Raw genomic sequence first — 19,952 nt, forward strand, 5'->3', positions numbered from 1 at the left:
CGATTAAACACAAAGAGAAACCCAGCGTTTTGAAAAAAAACGTGGGTTTCTCTACAATCTGAGCGACTCCTATGGAGTCGCTTTTTATTTTGCGTACATACTGCGCGGCATCGAGCAAATCGCCATTGTATTTCGTACAACAGAATGATTAGATGCTCCGATCTTATAGCTGCTTGATTGTATTTTGTGCAACAGAACTAGCCGCCGAAGTTTGTTTGAACACCAATTTCCCTGATACTGCTGATCCCTATTGTATAAAATACAACAGAGCTATCCGGCACGGGCCGAATGAACCATTCCTGTTGCACGAAATACAATGGAGCGGTCTGTGAGAGTGACTTAAAGTCGTCAGAAACATTCTAGTCACCGCTCCCGCCAAGCTGCGAGTCACGAGCAAGTGGCTATGGAGCGGATAATTAAGGCAATTAGAACTCTTTCAGCAAGCTGGAACGCAGAATAATTACATCGCACCAAGCCATAATACGGTAGGGCGCAAAAGGCGCGAAAAAAACTTTAAAAAACTTAGTTTGTTTAATAGACAAACCAAGTTCTGAAGTGGTATGCTGTCGTTAGACACAAGCAAGAACGCTTTCAACCAATAACGCATGGCAATCATGCATCTTACATTTTGAAGGAGGATTACGTTAACGATGTCCTATTTCGCTAACATTCCAACAATCAAGTTCGAGGGCAAAGGCTCCGACAATGCACTTGCATTCAAACACTACAATCCATCCGAAGTCGTATTCGGCAAAACGATGGAAGAGCACCTGCGTTATGCAGTGGCATACTGGCACACTTTCACAGCAGAAGGCGCGGATCCATTCGGCGCTGGCACGGCTGTACGCGCATGGGATAGCCTGAGCGCTCTCGATAAAGCAAAAGCACGCGTTGAAGCAAACTTCGAATTCATGGAGAAGCTGAACATTCCTTACTACTGCTTCCATGACCGCGATATCGCACCAGAAGGCGCTACGCTGCAAGAAACGAACAAAAACCTTGACATCATCGTTGCAATGCTGAAAGACGGCCAAAAAGCGTCCGGCAGAAAACTGCTCTGGAACACGCAAAACATGTTCACGAACCCGCGCTTCGTGTTCGGCGCAGGCACTGCGGTCAACGCTGACGTATACGCATACGCTGCAGCGCAAGTGAAGAAAGGCCTTGAAGTAGGTAAAGAGCTCGGCGCTGAAAACTACGTATTCTGGGGCGGCCGCGAAGGCTACGAAACGCTTCTGAACACGGACATGAAGCTTGAGCTTGACAACCTCGCTCGCCTGTACCAAATGTCGATCGCATACGCGAAAGAAATCGGCTTCGATGCACAATTCTTGATCGAGCCTAAGCCGAAAGAGCCAACTAAACACCAATACGATTTCGACGCTGCAACGACGATTTCGTTCCTGCAAAGCTATGGCCTGCAAGAGCACTTCAAGCTGAACCTTGAAGCTAACCATGCTACGCTGGCTGGCCACACGTTCGAGCACGAGATCCGCGTTGCTGCAATCAACGGCATGCTCGGCTCGCTCGACGCGAACCAAGGCGACATGCTTCTCGGTTGGGATACGGACGAGTTCCCTACGGACCTGTACTCCACGACGCTTACGATGTATGAAGTTCTCAAAGCTGGCGGCCTGGGCCGTGGCGGCGTAAACTTCGACGCGAAAGTTCGCCGCGGTTCGTTCGAGCTGGAAGACCTCTTCCTCGCTCACATCGCAGGTATGGACAGCTTCGCTTGGGGCCTGAAAGCAGCTGCTAAACTGATCGAGAACAAAGTCCTCGACAGCGTAGTGGAAGACCGCTATGCAAGCTTCAAATCCGGCATCGGTGCTGACATCGTATCCGGTAAAGCAACGCTTGCTTCCCTGGAGCAATACGCGCTGCAAAACAACCCAATCGTTAACAAGTCGGGCCGTCAAGAGCGTCTCCGCCTGCTGCTTAGCGAAGTAATCTTCAGCGTTTAATAACTAGCGAGCTTATCGCATTAACAAATATGCAAGTTCAAAAAAGTCAGCATAATTGCTGGCTTTTTTGAACGAAAAGGGAGAATAACGGACGATGAGTTATGTAATTGGTATCGACCTAGGAACAAGCGCCGTTAAAGCGCTTCTGATCGATAAGGAAGGCGTCGTACGCGGCGAAGCTTCGCGCGCATACCCGCTGTTCCACGAGCATTCCGGTTGGAGCGAGCAGAAGCCTGATGACTGGGTGGAAGCAACAATTGAAGCGTTGAAGGAGTTGTCCGGTACAGCTGGCATCAACGCTGCGGACATCGAAGGCATGAGCTTCTCGGGCCAAATGCACGGTCTTGTGCTGTTGGACGGCGAAGGCATTCCGGTTCGCAACGCGATTCTGTGGAACGACACGCGCACGACGGCACAATGCCGCGAGATCGAGCGTACGCTTGGCGACAAGCTGCTCGGCATTACGCGCAACCCGGCGCTGGAAGGCTTCACGCTGCCTAAGATTCTGTGGGTTCGTCAGAACGAGCCGCAAGCATTCGAGCAAGCGAAGCTGTTCGTGCTGCCGAAGGACTATGTGCGATATCGCCTGACAGGCGAGCTGCACATGGACTACTCCGACGCTGCAGGCACGCTGCTGCTGGACGTCGCGGGCAAACAATGGAGCAGCGATGTGCTTGCTGCATTCGGTCTGCCAGCATCGTTCTGTCCAGCGCTTGTTGAGTCGCATGGTCTTGTCGGCACGCTGCTTCCTGCAGTAGCTGAGCGCGCAGGACTGGAAGCTTCGGTGAAGGTATTCGCAGGCGGCGCTGACAATGCATGCGGTGCAATCGGCGCAGGCATTCTGTCCGAAGGCTTGACCCTGTCGAGCATCGGCACATCCGGCGTTATTCTGAACTACGAGAATGACAAGGACGCTGACTTCGCAGGCAAAGTGCACTTCTTCAACCACGGTAAAGAAAATGCGTTCTACGCAATGGGCGTTACATTGGCAGCGGGCTACAGCCTGAGCTGGTTCAAGAACACGTTCGCTGCAGGCGAATCGTTCAATCAAATGCTCGAAGGCGTTGGCGAAGTGAAGCCAGGCGCAGGCGGACTGCTGTTCACGCCTTACCTCGTTGGCGAGCGTACGCCGCATGCGGACGCGCAAATTCGCGCGAGCTTCATCGGTGTAGACGGTTCGCACCGTCGTATTGATTTTGCACGTGCGGTTATGGAAGGCATTACGTTCTCGCTTAACGAGTCCGTTGACCTGTTCCGCAAGGCTGGCAAGAAGATCGAGACGGTTATCTCGATCGGCGGCGGCGCACAGAACCCTGTATGGCTGCAAATGCAAGCAGACATCTTCAACGCAACGGTCGTTGCGCTGGAGAACGAGCAAGGTCCTGGTCTTGGCGCAGCGATGCTCGCAGCTTATGGCTGCGGCTGGTTCCCAAGCCTCGACGCATGCGCAGACCAATTCGTGAAGCGCGGCGCATCCTATGAGCCGAACGCCGAAGCGGTTGAGACGTATGCTGGTCTGTTCCGCATCTATCAGCAAGTGTATGAGCAGACTCGTGGTCTGAACCAAGCGCTTGCAGCATTCCGCAACTAGTACGCATAACGAATAAACCGCCTCGTTCGTCACTATGAATGTGATGAACGAGGCGGTTTTTGTATTTCGCTGGTTTCTGAAATTGGCTCCTATGGGGGACTGTTAGTACGCCTGCCGGGAAGGAATAGCAGCACTTATTTGGGGCAATGAAAGAAACGTTGTTCCAAGCGGAACGCATCATAAATCAATATCCACTACTTACCTGCGGGTCCGTCAGAAACAATTCATTTGATTGTTACGTCGATACTAAGGTAATTAATTGAGTTTATGGGGGGAATGAATTGAACAAAAATTTGATGTGTATTATTTTTTTATTGGTGATGTTAGGGTCGGTCGGGTGTGCAAAATCCGATGTTGAGGAACTTCCTGCAGTCAGAGGCGAAACTCCTCCGTTACCGACGTTGAAATCGGGCGAGATTGAACTCCCGGTTGTGTTGGGTTCGCACTCGTGGAAGTCCGACGTCGATAAGGCGGGGCCGATGGAGCTGCTCAAGGATTATAAGCCAGTACCCCTTGCTGCAGATGCCAAGGTCAAAGTGGTTTTTGATTACAAGCCGAACCCGTCAGAGATATACATTAGGGAATTTGACCCTAACAGTGGTGCTTACATATCCGAACGAAAATTGGACAGTGGTTCGTTTGCTCTTTGGACGATTTCCTCTAGGGGAGGACCGCGATTTTATGCAATAGATGCGAGATGGGGCGTAGACGGAAATGGAGTGGCGGCGCAGGCAACTTATTACTTCCAAGCAGCAATAGAGGGAATTGCCGATGGTTCTTCTGGCTCCGAAATAAACGAAATTTCGTCGGCTGTGCGCGAAGCGGCGTGGAACGACCTTTCGCCAGAATCTGCGGAAGTGCAAGAGGCAGGATTAAGTGAGATGCCCATTGTAAAAGGTGGCGGAGAACCACCGAAAGCGGAGCAATTGTACAAGGTGACTTTCAAAACGAACAAGGATGCGCTTTTAGGACCGATTGTCGTTTATGTCGATGGCGATACTGGAGAAGTTCTCGGTTATGGCCTGAGAATGTAAACTACAGCAATAACCCCTCTGAATTAAGAGGGGTTATTTATGATCGGTATAGCAATAAAATTTACGAAGACGGCGTTTCATTTTAACAACCTGACTGCAAAATCTAATGACAGACTTAGTCCGATTTCGAGCTAAAAGCCGCCGTACCCGACATGGTACGCGCCCCAGATCGCTTCAGGCACAACGCCCAACTGGCTCGCGATCAATTCGGCGGTCATTCTTTTCGGCTTCTTAATTTTGCCGTTACGGATCTTCGAGATGGTCGTCAGTGAAATATGCGTCGAACGTGCAAGCTCGGTAACGGAAATGTTCTTCGCTGTCATGAGCAGTCTGAGCTTAGCAGAAGAATCGACGTCCGTATGCAGCGGCTCCATCTGAAGCATCACAACCGCATGGCTGCGAACAGAACCGTTCCAACGTTGGAACGACATGAATATCGCACGTGCGAGATAGGCTTCATCGTCATGAATGAGACTGAAGGAGCACGGCTGCGGTGTGCGGTTCGCAGAAGCATAATCAAGCGAACGCTTCACATGGCGGCGGTCATTCATGCTTACATATTGTTGAAACGGCTGATTAATGAATGTCGACTGTTCATACCGAACAGGGGTCACATAGCTGTTTACCCATTGAATGGCATGCTCTCTAGTCAGGATAGCTGCGCCGACGGCTTTCTCCTCGCGAATGATGGAATCGATCCAGCGCTGCTCGGTCACATCATGCAGCACGATTGCATACCGTTTCAGCGGTGTATCGGATTGGCCGATCCGCAATACCTCTAGTCGAATATCAAACACGATGCCGTTGCGTGAACGGAATTTGCAATAAAACGGCGAGGCAGTCGATATCGATTGTGACAATTTCTCAAGCCGATCTAATGGGCTGCCGCCTTGCTCGGTCTCGATCAACTGCGAAGGATTAGTGCCAAGCAGGTTGTCTTTGCGATAACCGCTCCATTCGCAGAAGGCATCGTTCATATCCGTAATGCGGATTAAATCCATCGAAGCATCAACAATGAGGATAGAATCGGGACTAAACGTAAACACATCGTACATGTATAGGCACCTCTCAAACGTTAGAATATTTGACTCGAAACCGGATTGTATTGACTTGTTTTCATTGTAACATGATCCATGTTATAGAACATGACATATGTGTATAATTATTTGTAACATTATACGTAGGAGAATCGATCTTTTGGTTAGTTGATGTGTCCAGAAGTACAATTTACGGTTAAAAATGGTTGCGGATGGGAAATGTAACGGTGAGCAAATAAGCTGCGAATGTGGAAGGGGAATAGTAAGCAATGGACAAAACGGAAGGCTCGGCAATCTTGTTCCAGTTCGCCGATGACAGCAGTGCAGAGGATGCAAGCGCGACATTGCGTGAGCTTGGCTACGAACCAGTCGTGCATGAGGGGGGCAAGCTGCATATTCATATGGATGGCAGCGATCTGACATCAGCGCTGGAAATCGCCATGTCTCACGGAGGGGAGCTCATGGATCAGAAGCCGCTTGATCCGGTTGCCGTGACAGGGCTTGCCTACGGTATAGACAGCATTCCAATTCCGGCCCATACGGTCAATGAAGATTGGACAGATACATACGCCTCAGGGTCAGGCGATGATATTGTCGATGAGGATGCGGGTCTGAGCAATCGCGACGAGGACGGGGAGGAGACGAGTTTCCGTCCTGACGATGGCTCGTATAACTTCATGTCGGGAGACGTACATACGTAGGCAACCCGCCTAAATCCTCCCTAGCAGAGAGGAGTCCAGGGGGCGCTGCCCCTGGACCCCCATTGAAACCAATTTTTCTACCCACCCAAACCCTCCCTGCAAGGGAGGGCCCCAAAGGTCGTGTGCGTATGCTCCCGATGTGGTTTCCTTACGGAAACCTTTACCTCTGGACTCCTCACAAGGACGCATTTTTGAACTTTTGGTTCGTGTGCTCGCACTTGCCGCCTTACGGCAAAGCTGATGGTTTGCTGTATCTAGGTACGTTCGCACGTCTGCATGCTTTGTTCGAACGTGTGCATCTGTCACCGCCCATTGATGGGACAACCAAAGCTCCTTTGAGCACAACTTTTGTTCGAGATGTCTAAGTTGGTGTGCTGTATCTAGGTACGTTCGCGCGTCTGCACACTTTGTTCGAGCGTCTGCATCTGTCACTGCCCATTAATGGGACGTTGTGCACGAAATACAATGGCGACCATCTTGCACCCTGGCAGGGCACAGTATGGTCGCCATTTTGCTCGTGCATATAACAGTTGCGGTCTAGTACCGGACGGCCTCTGCCGCGCTCATGCCTGCGGCGTAGCCGGTGGAGAAGGCGGCTGTTATGTTGTAGCCGCCGGTGTAGCCGTGAATGTCGAGCACTTCGCCGCAGAAGTACAGTCCGCTCGTCATCTTCGATTCCATCGACTTCGGATCGATTTCTTTCAGGTGGACGCCGCCGCCGGTGACGAACGCTTCCTCGATCGAGCGCGTACCGTATGCGCGCAGCGGGAATGCTTTGACCAGGCGGGAGAACTCGAGCCAGCGCTGCTTCGGAATGTTGTCGTACGTTAGATGCTCGTCGAGCTCGGCCTTCGCGAGGAGGAGCGGAATCATTTTGTCCGGCAAGTATCCGGGGAGTACGTTCTTGATTGCTTTCTTCGATTCGGAAGCAGCAAGTTTAAGTGTTTCGGTGTAGATTTCGTCCGCCGTTCGATCCGGCAGCAGGTCAATCGTCAGTATAATGTTGCCGACCGCATACTGTTTGAGCGACTTAACGACGAATTGACTGCAGCGCAGCGCAATCGGACCCGAGATGCCGAAGTGGGTGAATATCATATCGCCGCGATGCTCGATAATTCGCTTGCCCTTCGGATTCCATACCGACAGGCTGACGTCGCGCAGCGAGACGCCTTGCAGCTCCTTCGAGACGATGAACGGCTCGTTGGAGACGATCGGCACCTCCGTCGGGAACAACTCAGTTATCGTGTGGCCGCCTTGTTCCGCCCAAGCATAACCGTCGCCTGTCGAGCCTGTATGCGGAACGGATTTGCCGCCGGAAGCGACGATGACAGCCCTAGCTGAAATCCGCTCGCCAGAACGCAGCTTCACCCCTGCAACGGCACCATTGGCGTACAGAACTTCCGCGACAGGGGCGTTGACGCGAATGGTCACGCCTTGCTTAACGACCTGATTAACGAGAGCATCGACAACCGTCTTCGCTTTATCCGTTACAGGGAACATGCGTCCATTGTCTTCTTCCTTCAGTCGAATGCCGAGTCGTTCGAAGAACGCGATAATGTCCTTGTTGCCGAAACTCGTCAGCGCGCTGTATAGAAACCGCCCATTGCCGGGGATATGCTTGATCAGCTCGTCCATGTCTTTATTGTTCGTTACGTTGCAGCGACCGCCGCCGGATATGCCGAGTTTGCGTCCGAGCTTGTCGCCTTTGTCCAGCAGCAGAACCTTCGCGCCGTGCTCGCTGGCCGCGATAGCGGCCATAAGCCCTGCAGATCCGCCGCCGATGATAATAATGTCGCAATCTTTCATTCGTACGAAGCCTCCGTGTCGTCCGCAATCTATGACCTTCATTGTAATCGGAAACCCGCGACTTCGCAAAACCTAGCACTGCTGCTCCTGTATTCCGCATAGATTCTACTTAGAAGGGCGATAAACCGCTTGCATTCGAAGGCCGAACGTGCTCAACTATTGTTATCAAAATGTAACGTGGAGGCTGCTCGTTATGACTCACACTCCGAACACGAATGAACGAAGCGGCAAGAGACAGCCGCTTGCGCTGCCGCTTGCCAGCCCCGTCGACGGGCTGAAGTTGTATGCAGCGGAATGGCCGGCTCCGAAGTCGCCGATAGGCGTCGTATGCCTCGTCCATGGCATGGGCGAGCATCACGGCCGGCAGGCTGCGATTGTGCAGCCACTCAATGAAGCGGGATTCGTCGTATTCGTCTACGACCAGCGCGGGCATGGACGCTCCGAGGGCAAGCGGGGACATTCGCCTTCGATCACGCACCTGACGCGCGACGTGGACGCTGTCATCGCGGAAGCGCGTCGTCGTTATCCTTCGCTGCCGATCTTCTTATACGGGCACAGCATGGGCGGCAATGTGGCTGTCAATTATGCGCTTCGGCACGAAGCGGAGCTCGCAGGGCTCGTTCTGTCGAGCCCTTGGCTGAGGCTGGCGTTCCAGCCGCCGAAGTGGAAGGTGAAGATCGGGCGCGCGATAGGACGCATCTGGCCTACCTTCACGCAACAAGCGGGTCTCGCATCCGGTGCGCTATATCGGCCTGGACATCCGAATCCAGCGCCTGCTAAGGATGAATGGTCGCACGGCAGCATAACGGCAGCGATGTTCGTTGCAATGACCGATAGCGGAGAATGGGCGATTCGAGAGGCTCGGCGGATTCGCATCCCGCTGCTGCTGGCGCACGGCACGGCGGATCGCATTACGTCATTCGAAGCGAGCCGCGAGTTGTTCTCGCAAGCCAATCCGGCCACCAGCACGTTCATGCCGGTCGAAGGCGGCTACCATGAGCTGTATCATGACCCGGAAGGGATTGCGACGATGGAGCGGATCACAGCGTGGCTGCGTGAACGTGCAAGCGAGCTTTTACACTAATTACAATTAACGAATTATTCTATCCTATAGACTAATTAACAAGTTCAATGGATCGACAAGCAGAAATCACTCGATTTCTGCTTTTTTTATGCCTATTTTCGATCGGTCATGTCGGAATTTAACAGTCCATGTATAGTAAAAATAAACAATTTGTGTTTTAATTTGTGGTATTAGTGCATGTTCGAAAAGTCTCGGTTTCAACTCGGCTTTTTGAACGGCCTTTATTAGGACGATTGGCAGCAAAGCGGAGCACAAGCTCCTTGTATTGGAGAGAGGTAGGAGACCGGAACCATGATGTGGAAAACGATGCTTCTGCAATTATTCATTTCCATTCTACCAGCCGTTGCCTATCAAATGTGGCGGGACCGTCCGCATCATCACCCGAGAGCAAGAGACATGCTGATCGGTATCGTTAGCGCTGTGTCGATGATCCTATGCATGCTGCTGTCTCATCACTCGCAATTTGGCTACCAATTCGATGCGCGGCTAATTCCTTATGTCGTTGGGTCGCTGTATGGCGGCTTCTGGAGCATGGGGGCGTTAACCGTCATTTACATTGTCTCGCGCCTGCCGCTGCTGGATACTAGCAATCAGTGGATAGCGTTCGGGCTGCTTCTGCTTATATTCTGCCCGCTGCTGATGATGTCGATCAGACCGTTCCAGCTTGCCAAGCGGATCGATAAACAGAAGATCGGCGCAGCGCTCGTTACGGTGCTGCAGCTGTTCTTCAGCACGACGATGATGATTAACGTGACGACGAGTGCTCCTGAGTCCTTGCAAAAGGCAGAGCTGTTGCTTATCGTTTTGGCGGCGATGTCGTATTTGATGGTATGGTGTTCGATTCTCATTATCGAGAATATGCGCGAGAATGAGCTTCTGCATCGGCAGTATAGACGAATGTCGGACAAGTACCGGACAGAGGTTCAGAAGCTTCAGCAATTTATTGATGAGATGACGCTTGGCGTCGTCCTCGTTGATCATGAAGGGCGAATTACACATTTGAACGAGGTGTCGCTTGAACAGTTCCCGAATCCGAACAAGCGACGCAGCGTGTTTGAAATGAAAGGACGCATGTTCACGGATTTGTTCGATCCCGAACGTGATCGGCAGTGCGTCTCGATGCTGCGGAAGGCGCTCATGGGCGAGCGCAGCTCACTGGAGCTCGTGGAGAACGAGGGACAAGTGCTCGTAAAAACGGCATTCTCCATACGGGACAACGAGCTGGTCGGTCCGGCTTCCATTACAGGAGCTGCGATTATCATGCATGACATTACCGAGCTTCGCAAGCTGCGCGACGAGCTGGGACGGATGGACAGGCTTAGTCTTGTCGGTCAGATGGCCGCGAGCATTACGCATGAGATCCGCAACCCGATGGCGGTTATTCGCGGGTTCGTACAGCTGATGAAGGAGCGAACGGGCGATACGCAGCATGAATATTTTCGCATCATTATGGATGAACTTGACCGTGCGAACATGATTATTAACGACTTTCTTTCATTGGCGCAAAATCGTCTTATCGACAAAGCGATTACATCGCTTAACGATATCGTATCGGAGACGGTGCCGCTTATTCAGGCGGATGCGAACTTGCGCGGCCTGCATCTTGAATGGAACCCTCAGCCGAATTTGCCAGAGCTGTGGCTTAACGATAAAGAAATGAAGCAGCTTATTCTGAATCTTGCGCGCAATGGACTCGAGGCGATGAAGGACGGCGGCAGTCTTAAGCTGTCGACACGTTCTTATTCAGGCGTGGTCGAGCTTCGCGTACAGGATACAGGGATCGGCATTACGCAGATGCAGATGGATAAGCTGTTTGAACCGTTCTTCACGACTAAATCCAGGGGAACCGGACTTGGCCTGCCTGTCTGCTTGAGTATTGTCGAGAAGCATCACGGCAGTATCGTGGTGGAGTCGAAGGAAGGCGAGGGTACGACCTTCATCGTCATGTTCCGCATCGAGGAGAGCTTGGCAGAAGCGGCAGCGGCGGCTGGCCAATAAGAGGATTTCGCAGGATAAAATCATCCCTCCGCGCGCATAATACAGCACGGAAGGAGGATGATGACAGATGAGTAACAAATCGAATAAAAAAAACGCATCGGCGCCTGCGAATCGCAACTCGGCATCGAATAAAGAAGCTGGAGAGCTGGGTTTCGACAAAAAGCTGGATGGGCCGAATCGGCCATCCACCTAAGCTCGGGCGATTATGATGCGCGATATAGGAAATAGCGATAATCATCGAGCAGAGTATGAATATTCGCTGGATGCGCTGAGAGACGACCCTGAGCTTGATCCGTACGAGATCAACTTCCTTCCTGCTTATCGCAGCGGGCGAGGGCCGAGAGGCGCATTCGTCAATCGGTATGGGGTCGTCATTGGCGACCATTTGTATGCTTCCGCTAATTCGCCGCTTGAGCAGTGGTCGACGGAGACGGATCCGGCGATCATGTCCGGCGACGAGTGGGTGCACCCTTATAAGGATATAGGTTTCCTCACCTCGGACAATCGTGCGATATTCGAGGAGGGCGGCAATCCGCAGACCGGTGCAGGTATGTTTCAGCATCCAGACAAAGATGTAAGTTATGCGGTTGATGAACCGAGTTCGTGAGGCAGCCGCGCAGTTGGATCGAAACGTGCGAATAAGGAGCGAATCACGCTGAGCGAGGTTGTTCCGCAAGGGCTGGCAGCCGGGTGAAAACTCGGCTGCTTTTGCTTTACATTCATTTTCCATGAGGTTTATAATAATTATAATCATGTAACAATGAGGCTATTATGATGATTGAAAGGTGAGTGAAGAACATGTCAATGTCCTTCGAAAGATATATGCTGGATATGGTGCAGCCAATGCGCGACGATTTGACGCGTATCGGCATTACGGAACTCCGTACGCCAGAGGAAGTGCAAGAAAGCTTCGACAATGCCAAAGGTACGACGCTCGTCGTTGTTAACTCCGTGTGCGGCTGCGCAGCTGGCCAATGCCGTCCAGGCGTTGCTGAAGCGCTTCAGTTTGATGTAGTGCCGGATAACCTTTATACGGTATTTGCCGGTCAAGACAAAGAAGCTACGGCGAAGGCTCGCGAATATTTCGCGCCATATCCGCCGTCGTCCCCTTCGATCGCATTGATGAAGGACGGCGAGCTCGTTCACTTCATCGAGCGCCATCAGATCGAGAATCGTTCGGCAGCTGATATCGCAGCAGATCTGACTAGTGCTTTCGACCGCTTCTGCCGTTAATTGATAATGGGAGTGACTTGAACTCCCTTTAATTGAGAGTTCAAAAAGTTCGGTTGTCAGCACCGAGAAGATTGCGAGAACCTGAAGAGCGTATGCTTACGTAGTTGTTATTTGCTTGCAGGTAGTAACACTGCAGTATCGCAAATAACTTCAGGAGGAACGGAGTGTAGGCAACACCTACATGATACAAGGTTTCCAGCGGAAACCTGCATCGGAAGCATAAGCCCCGGACTCCGAAGGTGAACGCAAGCTTCGACGTCGAATTAGCTTCCTGACTGACCTCGTGATCACAAGCGGACTTTTTGAACAACCTCTTTAAAGACCCTGATGTCAGGAAGGAAGTAAGAACGATGAGCTTGCAGCGCGAAATTATTGAACGGTTCGGCGTTCAGCCGACGATTGACGTCGATGCGGAAATTCGCAAACGGGTCGATTTTCTGAAGGAGTATGTGCGCAAGTCCGGTACGACGGGACTTCTCATTGCGATTAGCGGCGGCATCGACAGCGCGGTTGCGACTGGTCTGTGCAAGCAGGCTACCGACGAACTGTCTGCTGAGACGGGCAAGGAGTACATTACGCTGGGCGTATTCCAACCGTATAATGAGCAAGTGGACATCTCCGACAGCTATGCAACAGCAGATGCATTCAACCTGACGCATCGGGTAGAGACGGATATCGGCGAGACGGTCGACGAGATCGCGATTGAAGTAGAGCACAGCTTGAAGGCTATCGGCATCAGCCGTCACCTGAGCCGCGGCGGCAAAGGCAATGTGAAGGCGCGTACGCGCATGGTGATGCAGTACGCAATCGCATTCGATCTGAACCTGCTTGTCGTCGGTACGGATCACGCGTCCGAGGCGCTTACGGGCTTTTATACGAAGTGGGGCGACGGCGCTGTAGATATTACGCCGCTCAGCTCGCTTAACAAACGTCAAGTTCGCCAAGTGGCAGCGCGCCTCGGCGTGCCTGCGAGCGTTCTCGAAAAGGCGCCTACCGCAGGACTGTGGGAAGGTCAGACGGACGAGAATGAGCTTGGCATTACGTACGAAGATAACAGCAACTACCTCGAGGGCAAGGAAATAGCGCCTGAAGTACGCGAGAAGATCGAGAAGCAGTACTTGCGTACAGAGCATAAACGCTCGCCGATTCCAGGCATCTAAGCAGTCGATGCACCGAAGAGGGAGAGAGCCGGGTGACAGCCGCGCAGCAGCGCGGCGGCGCCCGGCTTTTTTGCATAGTAGTCGAACGGGAGGAAGCGTGCTTGATTATTGGGATTGGGCATGACATAGCCGATATCGATCGGGTGGCGGCGATTCTGGGGAAGTCCACGGGTGCGAAGTTCATCGAACGCGTGCTAGCTGGGACGGAACGAGAGCGGGCTGCAACTTTAGCAGGGAGAAGACTTGCGGAATATGTTGCAGGGCGGTTCGCTGCGAAAGAAGCGGTCGTGAAAGCGCTTGGCTGCGGCATCGGCTCTATCGCAGGGCTGCACGATATCGTAATTGGAAAGGACAAGCTAGGCAAGCCGGAGGTGCTGTTGTCGACAGCCACCATACGGAAGCTTGGCTGGGAGGACGATCAGGCCGGAAGCGGGATTACTCGGCGCATTCATGTCACGATTACGCATGATCGTGGCGTCGCTTCGGCTTTCGCAGTCGCAGAACAGCTCGGATAATCGTACGCTCCGCGGTATAGCGGCTGCACCATTTGCCCATAGTAGGAATAGGTTGCATTATACTAGCGGATGCAAAGGGGCGGATGACGATGAATCAGCGTTGGACGACGAGCAGCGGAAGATTTAAGACGGGCGCAAGCGTCTTGTATGATGGTTTGTATACCGACAGTTGGGGCGGACAGCTCGTGTTGTTTCGCGGCGACCGTTTTCCATGTCATCCCGAAGCGGGACCTACAACGTGGACGCATGCCAGATTTGGAAACCGCTTACGCCTTAGCGCGTATGAGGAGTATGCACAATAGCTGGATTGCCGCAGAGTCTTAAGCCGGACAGCATCATGCTGTCCGGCTTTTTGTGAATTTATGCTCGGTATTGAGATAGATGAATCACTGCTGTTTGGATAGCCAATCAGCCAGACGATCGATTTCGTCCGCTGACAGCTTGCTGGCGAATGCAGGCATGATGTCCCCGCCCTCTGTAATTTGCTTGACGATCTCTTCCTTCGTCATCCTGCTGCCTACCGTGCGAAGATCGCTGTCCGGGCCGACCTTGCCGCTCAAGTCGGCAGCGTGGCAGCTAATGCAGCGTGCGTTATAGAGTGCTACCGCTTCCTTGGGTCCATCCAGAGCAGGCGAGGATTTCGAGCTGCCGCATGCGGCTAATGTAAGCAGTACGATGGAAGCTGCTAGCAGCTTCAGCAGCAGAGGATACGATGCGGTGGTGTTCATCCTTGTCGTCATGGCGAAGCCTCATTTCTCGCAATATTTACCTATGAGTATAACATAATGTTTTTTAACTTCTCATAGCGGCGCAGTCTCTTTATAATTGGGAAGTACAGCTTTGCGGTCCATGACAGCTTTGAATCTAACATTAGGAGTTACGACTATTGGTATACGATGACTTATTGCTTAGAAGGTTGAATCAGATTGAGGTCGAGCATGCGCTAAGCGGTATTTCGCGCAAAGATTTCGAGTGGACGCATGATGCCAAAAACTCAGATTTAACCCGGCTGTTCTATCCCGTCAACGGGAAGGGCTGGCTGCGCATTGAACATAAACATTTTGTCCTCGAGCCAGGATTTCTCTATATGCTGCCTGGTTCTGTAGAACTTGCATACGGTACAGACGGCGATGAAAGCTTTGTCTTCTATTGGACGCATTTCAAAATGAATATCGGCGGCTATCAGCTGCTGACCGAACTTGATATACCATTCGTTGTGGCAGCGCCGGACAAGCATGAGGCTATTGATTTGTACGAGAAGCTCATTGTACTGCAGCAGGCGGATACGCTGCTGCAGAGCTGGCGCACCAAAGCGGTGCTGTTGGAGCTGATGGCTTGTTTCTTGGAAGGCGCCGGCTTAGAGCAGGCCTTCATTAACAAGCGGGATAAGCTGGATCCATTCCGCGATTCGATTGCTTACATCGAGGAGCATCTGTCAGAGAGCATCTCGATCGAACAGTTGGCTTCGATCGAGTGCATGCATCCGAACTATTTTACGACGATATTCAAGAGCGTTGTTGGTTCATCGCCCGTTAACTATATGAATGAGCGGCGTCTGGAGATGGCGCGGACGCTGTTGGAAGAGACGACGCTTAACGTATCTGATATAGCGGGCAGGGTCGGAATGCAGAATCATTATTTGTCGCGGTTATTCAAGCAGCAGTATGGCGTTACGCCTCGCCGTTATCGGGAGCTGTCGCAATCCATTGACGGAGCTATGCAGCCGATTCCTGAATTGCAGCGTCAAGCAAGAATGAACCCGTCGGCTAAGGCAGAAGATGGACTTACGCAAGGAGTGAAAGACGATGAGCAGCACTGATCTACAGGCTGAGCTGTCGCAAGCCGAATTGGCGGCTTTCTTCGGAAGAGAGCTGCTCGGCTGGTATGACGTAGTGAAGCGTAAGCTGCCTTGGCGGATTAACCGTGACCCTTATCGTGTATGGGTGTCGGAGATTATGCTGCAGCAGACGCGCGTTGATACGGTAATTCCGTACTACGAGCGGTTTATGCGCCGTTTTCCGACTGTGCAAGCGTTGGCGGAGGCACCGGAGGAAGATGTGCTGAAGCATTGGGAAGGACTTGGCTACTACTCGCGCGCTCGCAATTTGCAGGCTGGAGCGCGTGAAGTCGTCGAGAAGTATGGTGGAATCGTACCGGATGATGCTGCGTCGGTCGCTTCGCTCAAAGGCGTCGGTCCTTACACGGCGGGCGCGATTATGAGCATCGCCTTCAATCGTCCTGAGCCGGCGGTTGACGGCAACGTGATGCGGGTGCTGTCACGCTTCTGGCTGCTGGAGGACGACATCGCGAAGCCGGCGACTCGGGTGAAGATCGAGAAGCTGGCGCGTTCGATCATCCCGGAAGGCCGGGCGGGCGATTTCAACCAGGCGCTGATGGAGCTGGGCGCGCTTGTTTGTACGCCGAAGTCGCCGGGCTGCCTGACGTGTCCGGTAATGGAGCATTGTGCTGGCAGACTGGCAGGCCGCGAGGTCGAGCTGCCGATCAAGACGAAGGCGAAGCCGCCGCGTCCGGAATGGCGGCTTGGCGTTATTGTAACGGGCAGCGGTGAGAATGAGGGCCGGGTGTTGGTCAGACAACGTCCGGACACCGGACTGCTCGCCCGCATGTGGGAGCTGCCGCATGTACTTGTCTCGAAGGATGCGGAGAAGCAGCTTCGGAGCGAAACCAAAGCGGATAAGGCAGGTAAAGGCAGCGGCAAGACAGCGGCTGTGGACGAGCGGGAGCAGGCATCGCTTGCGGATCTGCTGGCACGAATGCTGCATGAGGAAGCTGGACTGCTTATTCGTCCGCTTCGCTACTCCACGAAGGCCGAGCATGTATTCAGCCATATCCATTGGCATATGGACGTATTCGAGGCGGACTTGCCGTCGAACGATACGGCTGTGGGTGCTGTTGGGTCGCCGCAAGGGTTAGCTGCAATGGAGTCGACAGAGGCAGGGCTTGACCTTGTTGCAGAGTCGAATGGCTCGTACACTGGCGATGGGTTGCCAGCGGGGTATGCGTGGATCGGACCTGAAGCGATGGACACGCTGGCTTTTCCGAATTTGTTCTTGAAGCTGCTGCAGCAGCATTGGGGGATTAGAGGAAGGGGATAGAAGGAATGAGCGAACTTCTGGATTTGCTTCATCGGCACCGGATCGTTGCGATATTGCGAGGCATCGAGGCTCAGCATGCAGACCGTGCCGCGCAGGCCATTATCGACGGCGGCGTTCGTCTGCTGGAAGTGACGATGAACACAGACGGCGCAACGGCTATTATCAATCAATGGCGGACGAAATTCGGCGACGGCGAGGCGCGTATCGGCGCAGGTACGGTACTCGATGTAGAGATGGCGCGGGAGGCGGTTGCGGCAGGCGCGCAATTCATCATTTCGCCGAACCTCGATGAAGAAGTAGTGGCTTATGGCGCAGAGCGCGGCGTATCGGTATGGCCGGGCTGCATGACGCCAACGGAGATCGTACGCGCATGGAAGGCGGGCGCAGAAGCCGTGAAAGTATTCCCGATGGCATCGCTCGGGGTCAAGTATCTCGCGGAAATCCGCGCGCCGCTGAACAATATTCCAATGCTCGCAACAGGCGGCGTCGATATCGACAACATCGGCGACTACTTCCGCGCTGGCGCTTGCGCAGTCGGTATGGGCAGCAAGCTGGTGAATCTCGATTGGATCCGCGCGGGCGAGTATGATCGCGTGACGGAGCGGGTACGTCAATTCGTGGACGTCGCTGCGAAATTGCAGGGAATGAAGTAATCTAATGCCAGGTGGAAGGACGAGCAGAGAGCGCGATGCGCTGTCTGCTCGTTTTTTTTGGATACGGGTAGGGGAGTGCTAGAGACGGAGTACGGGGTTAGATGCGAAGCGCGGCTTCGTTCAGTTCGATGCGGAAGCCTTTCACCAGTGTCTCGCCATTATAAATATCGGTCTCATAAGCTCGCTCGAACCCGAGATGCTCATACAACCGTACAGCAGCGCTCATCATATCCGAGGTGTGCAGGTTCAGTCTCTCGGCTCCGAGCTCGCGGGAGCGGCGGATGGATTCTCTTATGAGCAGCGTTGCAATGCCTTGGCCCCTGGTTTGAGGGGATACGGCTAAGTATCGAATGACCGGATTCGCGATCAATAGATCCGACCGGCCATAAGCTTCCTCCGAAGACGCGAACAGTTGGACGCTGCCGATAAGCTTATCGTCTTGCTCCGCCACGATTCGTGCGATCGGCGAGCCTTCACGGAATGAACCTTGAAGCGCCTCCTTATACTGCTCCCAACGCTCGTCAGGGAGAACATCTGCATACTGACCGTATGCCTCCACCAACAGCTGAACGAACGATTCGTAATCTTCCTCGCGTGCATCTCGTATCGTAATTTTCGCCTGTGTGCTCACCAATGGTCACTCCTTTAATTGAGCTTTTTTACAATTACTATATTCCATAATTCCGATTAATCCTATATGATAAAGATAATTTTGAATGTGCGATAGAAAAGGTCTATCGTTGATCGATCACTGGAGGGGGTTGCGAATGAATATCGAGAACATGGAAGCCTTTGTGTATGTCAATCACTATGGCAGCTTTAATAAGGCAGCTGAAGTGCTGTATCTGTCCCAGCCTTCCGTCACCGCCCGCATACAAACACTCGAACGCGAGCTGGACTGCCGGCTGTTCGACAGATTAGGCAAGCAAATTATGCTGACCGAGAAAGGGAAGCAGTTCCTTCCGTACGCGCAGCAGATCCTGCAGACGATTCAGAAGGGACGGCTGCATCTGCAGGAGAAGGGATCGCGTCCGCAGGAGCTGCGCATCGGAAGCACCGTGTCGGTATCGAATTATTTGATTCCCGATCTGCTGCCGAAGCTGAAACAGCTGTATCCGCAGCTTCGGTTCAAGCTGACTACGGCGCCAACGGATGAATTAGTGAAGAAGGTGCTTGAACGCGAGCTGGACATCGCTTTCGTCCGCAAGGTCGCACATCCGTCGGTGCAATCGTACCCATTCTATGAGGACCCGATTAAGCTTTATGTGTATGAGGGGCATCCTTTCGCATCAATAGGCAAAGTATCCATCCAGGAGATTCGTTATCAGTCGCTATTGTTCTTCGAATGCGGATCGCTCGATTGGCAGCGTCTGCACCGGGTGTTCGAGCAGCTGGAGCATTCGCCTGATATTGTGTTCCATGCGGACAATTCGGAAACGGCTAAAAAGCTTGTTCTGCAAAAGGTAGGCATCTGCTTCCTGCCTGGCCTGTGCGTCAAAGAGGAAGTGAGCCGAGGCCGGCTCATTCCGATCGAGATCGAGGAGACCAAGGGCATCTCGCTGCATACGAATCTGATCGCGCTCACAGGCGAGAACGAGGAGTTCATCGAGGCGCTGATGCCGAAGAATGTGAGTTTTTATAGTATTTAAAAGGTTTGATAGCATAGCACGCTGTGGAACAGCGTGCCTTGCTATCAAACTAAACCCGGCCGGAGTGATTTAGCGTACTTTTAAGTATCCTATTCCCCGCCAGCGTGCTGACCTATCGAGTTAGTGTACTTTTAAGTATCCTAAACTCCGCCAACGAGCGGACCTATCGAGTTAGCGTACTTTTAAGTATCCTAAACTCCGCCAACGTGCGGACCTATTGAGTTAGCCTACTTTTAAGTACCCTAAACTCCGCCAACGTGCGGCCCTATCGAGTTAGCGTACTTTTAAGTATCCTAAACTCCGCCAACGTGCGTACCTATTGAGTTCGCGTACTTTTAAGTATCCTAAACTCCGCCAACGAGCGGCCCTATCGAGTTAGCGTACTTTTAAGTATCCTAAACTCCGCCAACG

General features: G+C 52.7%; 20 protein-coding genes. 16 read left to right on the top strand and 4 right to left on the bottom strand.

What is annotated here, in order from left to right; translation table 11 throughout:
* The first annotated feature begins 650 nt into the window (after positions 1–650).
* The 3 genes from xylA to SBI19_RS28295 all read left to right on the top strand — a co-directional run bounded on the left by xylA (position 651) and on the right by SBI19_RS28295 (position 4,589).
* Positions 651–1,964, top strand: coding sequence for a xylose isomerase (xylA, locus tag SBI19_RS28285; protein WP_317972879.1), 1,314 nt, complete (start codon positions 651–653; stop codon positions 1,962–1,964).
* A gap of 94 nt (positions 1,965–2,058) precedes the next feature.
* Complete coding sequence (gene xylB / locus SBI19_RS28290) at positions 2,059–3,555, top strand: xylulokinase (protein WP_317972880.1); 1,497 nt, start codon at positions 2,059–2,061, stop codon at positions 3,553–3,555.
* Positions 3,556–3,836: 281 nt separating this feature from the next.
* A complete protein-coding gene (locus SBI19_RS28295; protein WP_317972881.1) occupies positions 3,837–4,589 on the top strand; it encodes a hypothetical protein in 753 nt (250 codons plus the stop codon).
* Positions 4,590–4,720: 131 nt separating this feature from the next.
* Here the strand turns inward: SBI19_RS28295 and SBI19_RS28300 are convergent, their stop codons facing one another.
* Positions 4,721–5,644, bottom strand: a complete 924-nt coding sequence (locus SBI19_RS28300; protein ID WP_317972882.1) for a helix-turn-helix domain-containing protein — start codon at positions 5,642–5,644, stop codon at positions 4,721–4,723.
* Positions 5,645–5,895: 251 nt separating this feature from the next.
* On the opposite strand from SBI19_RS28300, the gene SBI19_RS28305 reads away from it, so the two are divergent.
* Entirely contained in the window at positions 5,896–6,327 is a 432-nt protein-coding gene (locus tag SBI19_RS28305; protein WP_317972883.1) for a hypothetical protein, read from the top strand.
* Positions 6,328–6,864: 537 nt separating this feature from the next.
* On the opposite strand, the gene SBI19_RS28310 is transcribed toward SBI19_RS28305, so the two are convergent.
* Complete coding sequence (locus SBI19_RS28310) at positions 6,865–8,133, bottom strand: BaiN/RdsA family NAD(P)/FAD-dependent oxidoreductase (RefSeq protein WP_317972884.1); 1,269 nt, start codon at positions 8,131–8,133, stop codon at positions 6,865–6,867.
* A 193-nt stretch (positions 8,134–8,326) separates the two neighbouring features.
* On the opposite strand from SBI19_RS28310, the gene SBI19_RS28315 reads away from it, so the two are divergent.
* From SBI19_RS28315 to SBI19_RS28350, 8 genes are all read left to right on the top strand, one after another.
* Complete coding sequence (locus SBI19_RS28315; protein WP_317972885.1) at positions 8,327–9,217, top strand: alpha/beta hydrolase; 891 nt, start codon at positions 8,327–8,329, stop codon at positions 9,215–9,217.
* A 291-nt stretch (positions 9,218–9,508) separates the two neighbouring features.
* A complete protein-coding gene (locus SBI19_RS28320; protein WP_317972886.1) occupies positions 9,509–11,215 on the top strand; it encodes an ATP-binding protein in 1,707 nt (568 codons plus the stop codon).
* A 67-nt stretch (positions 11,216–11,282) separates the two neighbouring features.
* Entirely contained in the window at positions 11,283–11,408 is a 126-nt protein-coding gene (locus SBI19_RS28325) for a hypothetical protein (RefSeq protein WP_317972887.1), read from the top strand.
* A gap of 15 nt (positions 11,409–11,423) precedes the next feature.
* Positions 11,424–11,822, top strand: a complete 399-nt coding sequence (locus SBI19_RS28330) for a DUF3905 domain-containing protein (RefSeq protein ID WP_483312349.1) — start codon at positions 11,424–11,426, stop codon at positions 11,820–11,822.
* Between the two features lie 191 nt (positions 11,823–12,013).
* Entirely contained in the window at positions 12,014–12,448 is a 435-nt protein-coding gene (locus SBI19_RS28335) for a BrxA/BrxB family bacilliredoxin (RefSeq protein ID WP_317972889.1), read from the top strand.
* A 350-nt stretch (positions 12,449–12,798) separates the two neighbouring features.
* Positions 12,799–13,608 (top strand): ammonia-dependent NAD(+) synthetase, encoded by an 810-nt coding sequence (gene nadE, locus SBI19_RS28340; RefSeq protein ID WP_317972890.1) that lies wholly within the window; start codon positions 12,799–12,801, stop codon positions 13,606–13,608.
* A 101-nt stretch (positions 13,609–13,709) separates the two neighbouring features.
* Positions 13,710–14,123, top strand: coding sequence for a holo-ACP synthase (gene acpS / locus SBI19_RS28345; RefSeq protein WP_317972891.1), 414 nt, complete (start codon positions 13,710–13,712; stop codon positions 14,121–14,123).
* Positions 14,124–14,212: 89 nt separating this feature from the next.
* Positions 14,213–14,425, top strand: coding sequence for a hypothetical protein (locus SBI19_RS28350; protein WP_317972892.1), 213 nt, complete (start codon positions 14,213–14,215; stop codon positions 14,423–14,425).
* A gap of 84 nt (positions 14,426–14,509) precedes the next feature.
* Here SBI19_RS28350 and SBI19_RS28355 read toward each other — a convergent pair whose 3' ends face one another.
* Positions 14,510–14,863 (bottom strand): c-type cytochrome, encoded by a 354-nt coding sequence (locus SBI19_RS28355; protein WP_317972893.1) that lies wholly within the window; start codon positions 14,861–14,863, stop codon positions 14,510–14,512.
* Positions 14,864–15,009: 146 nt separating this feature from the next.
* Here SBI19_RS28355 and SBI19_RS28360 point away from each other — a divergent pair, with 146 nt between their 5' ends.
* The 3 genes from SBI19_RS28360 to SBI19_RS28370 are packed head-to-tail and all read left to right on the top strand — an operon-like array spanning position 15,010 to position 17,892.
* Positions 15,010–15,942, top strand: a complete 933-nt coding sequence (locus tag SBI19_RS28360; RefSeq protein ID WP_317972894.1) for a helix-turn-helix transcriptional regulator — start codon at positions 15,010–15,012, stop codon at positions 15,940–15,942.
* Positions 15,929–17,239, top strand: coding sequence for an A/G-specific adenine glycosylase (mutY, locus tag SBI19_RS28365; protein ID WP_317972895.1), 1,311 nt, complete (start codon positions 15,929–15,931; stop codon positions 17,237–17,239). The genes SBI19_RS28360 and mutY overlap by 14 nt, the downstream gene beginning before the upstream one ends.
* Positions 17,240–17,244: 5 nt before the next feature.
* Complete coding sequence (locus SBI19_RS28370) at positions 17,245–17,892, top strand: bifunctional 4-hydroxy-2-oxoglutarate aldolase/2-dehydro-3-deoxy-phosphogluconate aldolase (protein ID WP_317972896.1); 648 nt, start codon at positions 17,245–17,247, stop codon at positions 17,890–17,892.
* A gap of 97 nt (positions 17,893–17,989) precedes the next feature.
* On the opposite strand, the gene SBI19_RS28375 is transcribed toward SBI19_RS28370, so the two are convergent.
* Positions 17,990–18,523 carry a GNAT family N-acetyltransferase gene (locus SBI19_RS28375; protein WP_317972897.1) on the bottom strand — a complete coding sequence of 178 codons (534 nt, stop codon included), beginning with the start codon at positions 18,521–18,523 and terminating at the stop codon, positions 17,990–17,992.
* 136 nt (positions 18,524–18,659) lie between these two features.
* On the opposite strand from SBI19_RS28375, the gene SBI19_RS28380 reads away from it, so the two are divergent.
* A complete protein-coding gene (locus SBI19_RS28380; protein ID WP_317972898.1) occupies positions 18,660–19,541 on the top strand; it encodes a LysR family transcriptional regulator in 882 nt (293 codons plus the stop codon).
* Positions 19,542–19,952 lie beyond the last annotated feature (411 nt).

It is taken from the genome of Paenibacillus sp. CCS19 (genome assembly GCF_033239625.1).
Lineage (GTDB): Bacteria > Bacillota > Bacilli > Paenibacillales > Paenibacillaceae > Paenibacillus_T.

Coding starts and splice junctions, on each gene's coding strand:
- xylA (WP_317972879.1), top strand. CDS start 651: ATGTCCTATTTCGCTAACATTCCAACAATCAAGTTCGAGGGCAAAGGC.
- xylB (WP_317972880.1), top strand. CDS start 2,059: ATGAGTTATGTAATTGGTATCGACCTAGGAACAAGCGCCGTTAAAGCG.
- SBI19_RS28300 (WP_317972882.1), bottom strand. CDS start 5,644: ATGTACGATGTGTTTACGTTTAGTCCCGATTCTATCCTCATTGTTGAT.
- SBI19_RS28305 (WP_317972883.1), top strand. CDS start 5,896: ATGGACAAAACGGAAGGCTCGGCAATCTTGTTCCAGTTCGCCGATGAC.
- SBI19_RS28310 (WP_317972884.1), bottom strand. CDS start 8,133: ATGAAAGATTGCGACATTATTATCATCGGCGGCGGATCTGCAGGGCTT.
- SBI19_RS28315 (WP_317972885.1), top strand. CDS start 8,327: ATGACTCACACTCCGAACACGAATGAACGAAGCGGCAAGAGACAGCCG.
- SBI19_RS28320 (WP_317972886.1), top strand. CDS start 9,509: ATGATGTGGAAAACGATGCTTCTGCAATTATTCATTTCCATTCTACCA.
- SBI19_RS28325 (WP_317972887.1), top strand. CDS start 11,283: ATGAGTAACAAATCGAATAAAAAAAACGCATCGGCGCCTGCGAATCGC.
- SBI19_RS28330 (WP_483312349.1), top strand. CDS start 11,424: ATGCGCGATATAGGAAATAGCGATAATCATCGAGCAGAGTATGAATAT.
- SBI19_RS28335 (WP_317972889.1), top strand. CDS start 12,014: ATGTCAATGTCCTTCGAAAGATATATGCTGGATATGGTGCAGCCAATG.
- nadE (WP_317972890.1), top strand. CDS start 12,799: ATGAGCTTGCAGCGCGAAATTATTGAACGGTTCGGCGTTCAGCCGACG.
- SBI19_RS28350 (WP_317972892.1), top strand. CDS start 14,213: ATGAATCAGCGTTGGACGACGAGCAGCGGAAGATTTAAGACGGGCGCA.
- SBI19_RS28355 (WP_317972893.1), bottom strand. CDS start 14,863: ATGACGACAAGGATGAACACCACCGCATCGTATCCTCTGCTGCTGAAG.
- mutY (WP_317972895.1), top strand. CDS start 15,929: ATGAGCAGCACTGATCTACAGGCTGAGCTGTCGCAAGCCGAATTGGCG.
- SBI19_RS28370 (WP_317972896.1), top strand. CDS start 17,245: ATGAGCGAACTTCTGGATTTGCTTCATCGGCACCGGATCGTTGCGATA.
- SBI19_RS28380 (WP_317972898.1), top strand. CDS start 18,660: ATGAATATCGAGAACATGGAAGCCTTTGTGTATGTCAATCACTATGGC.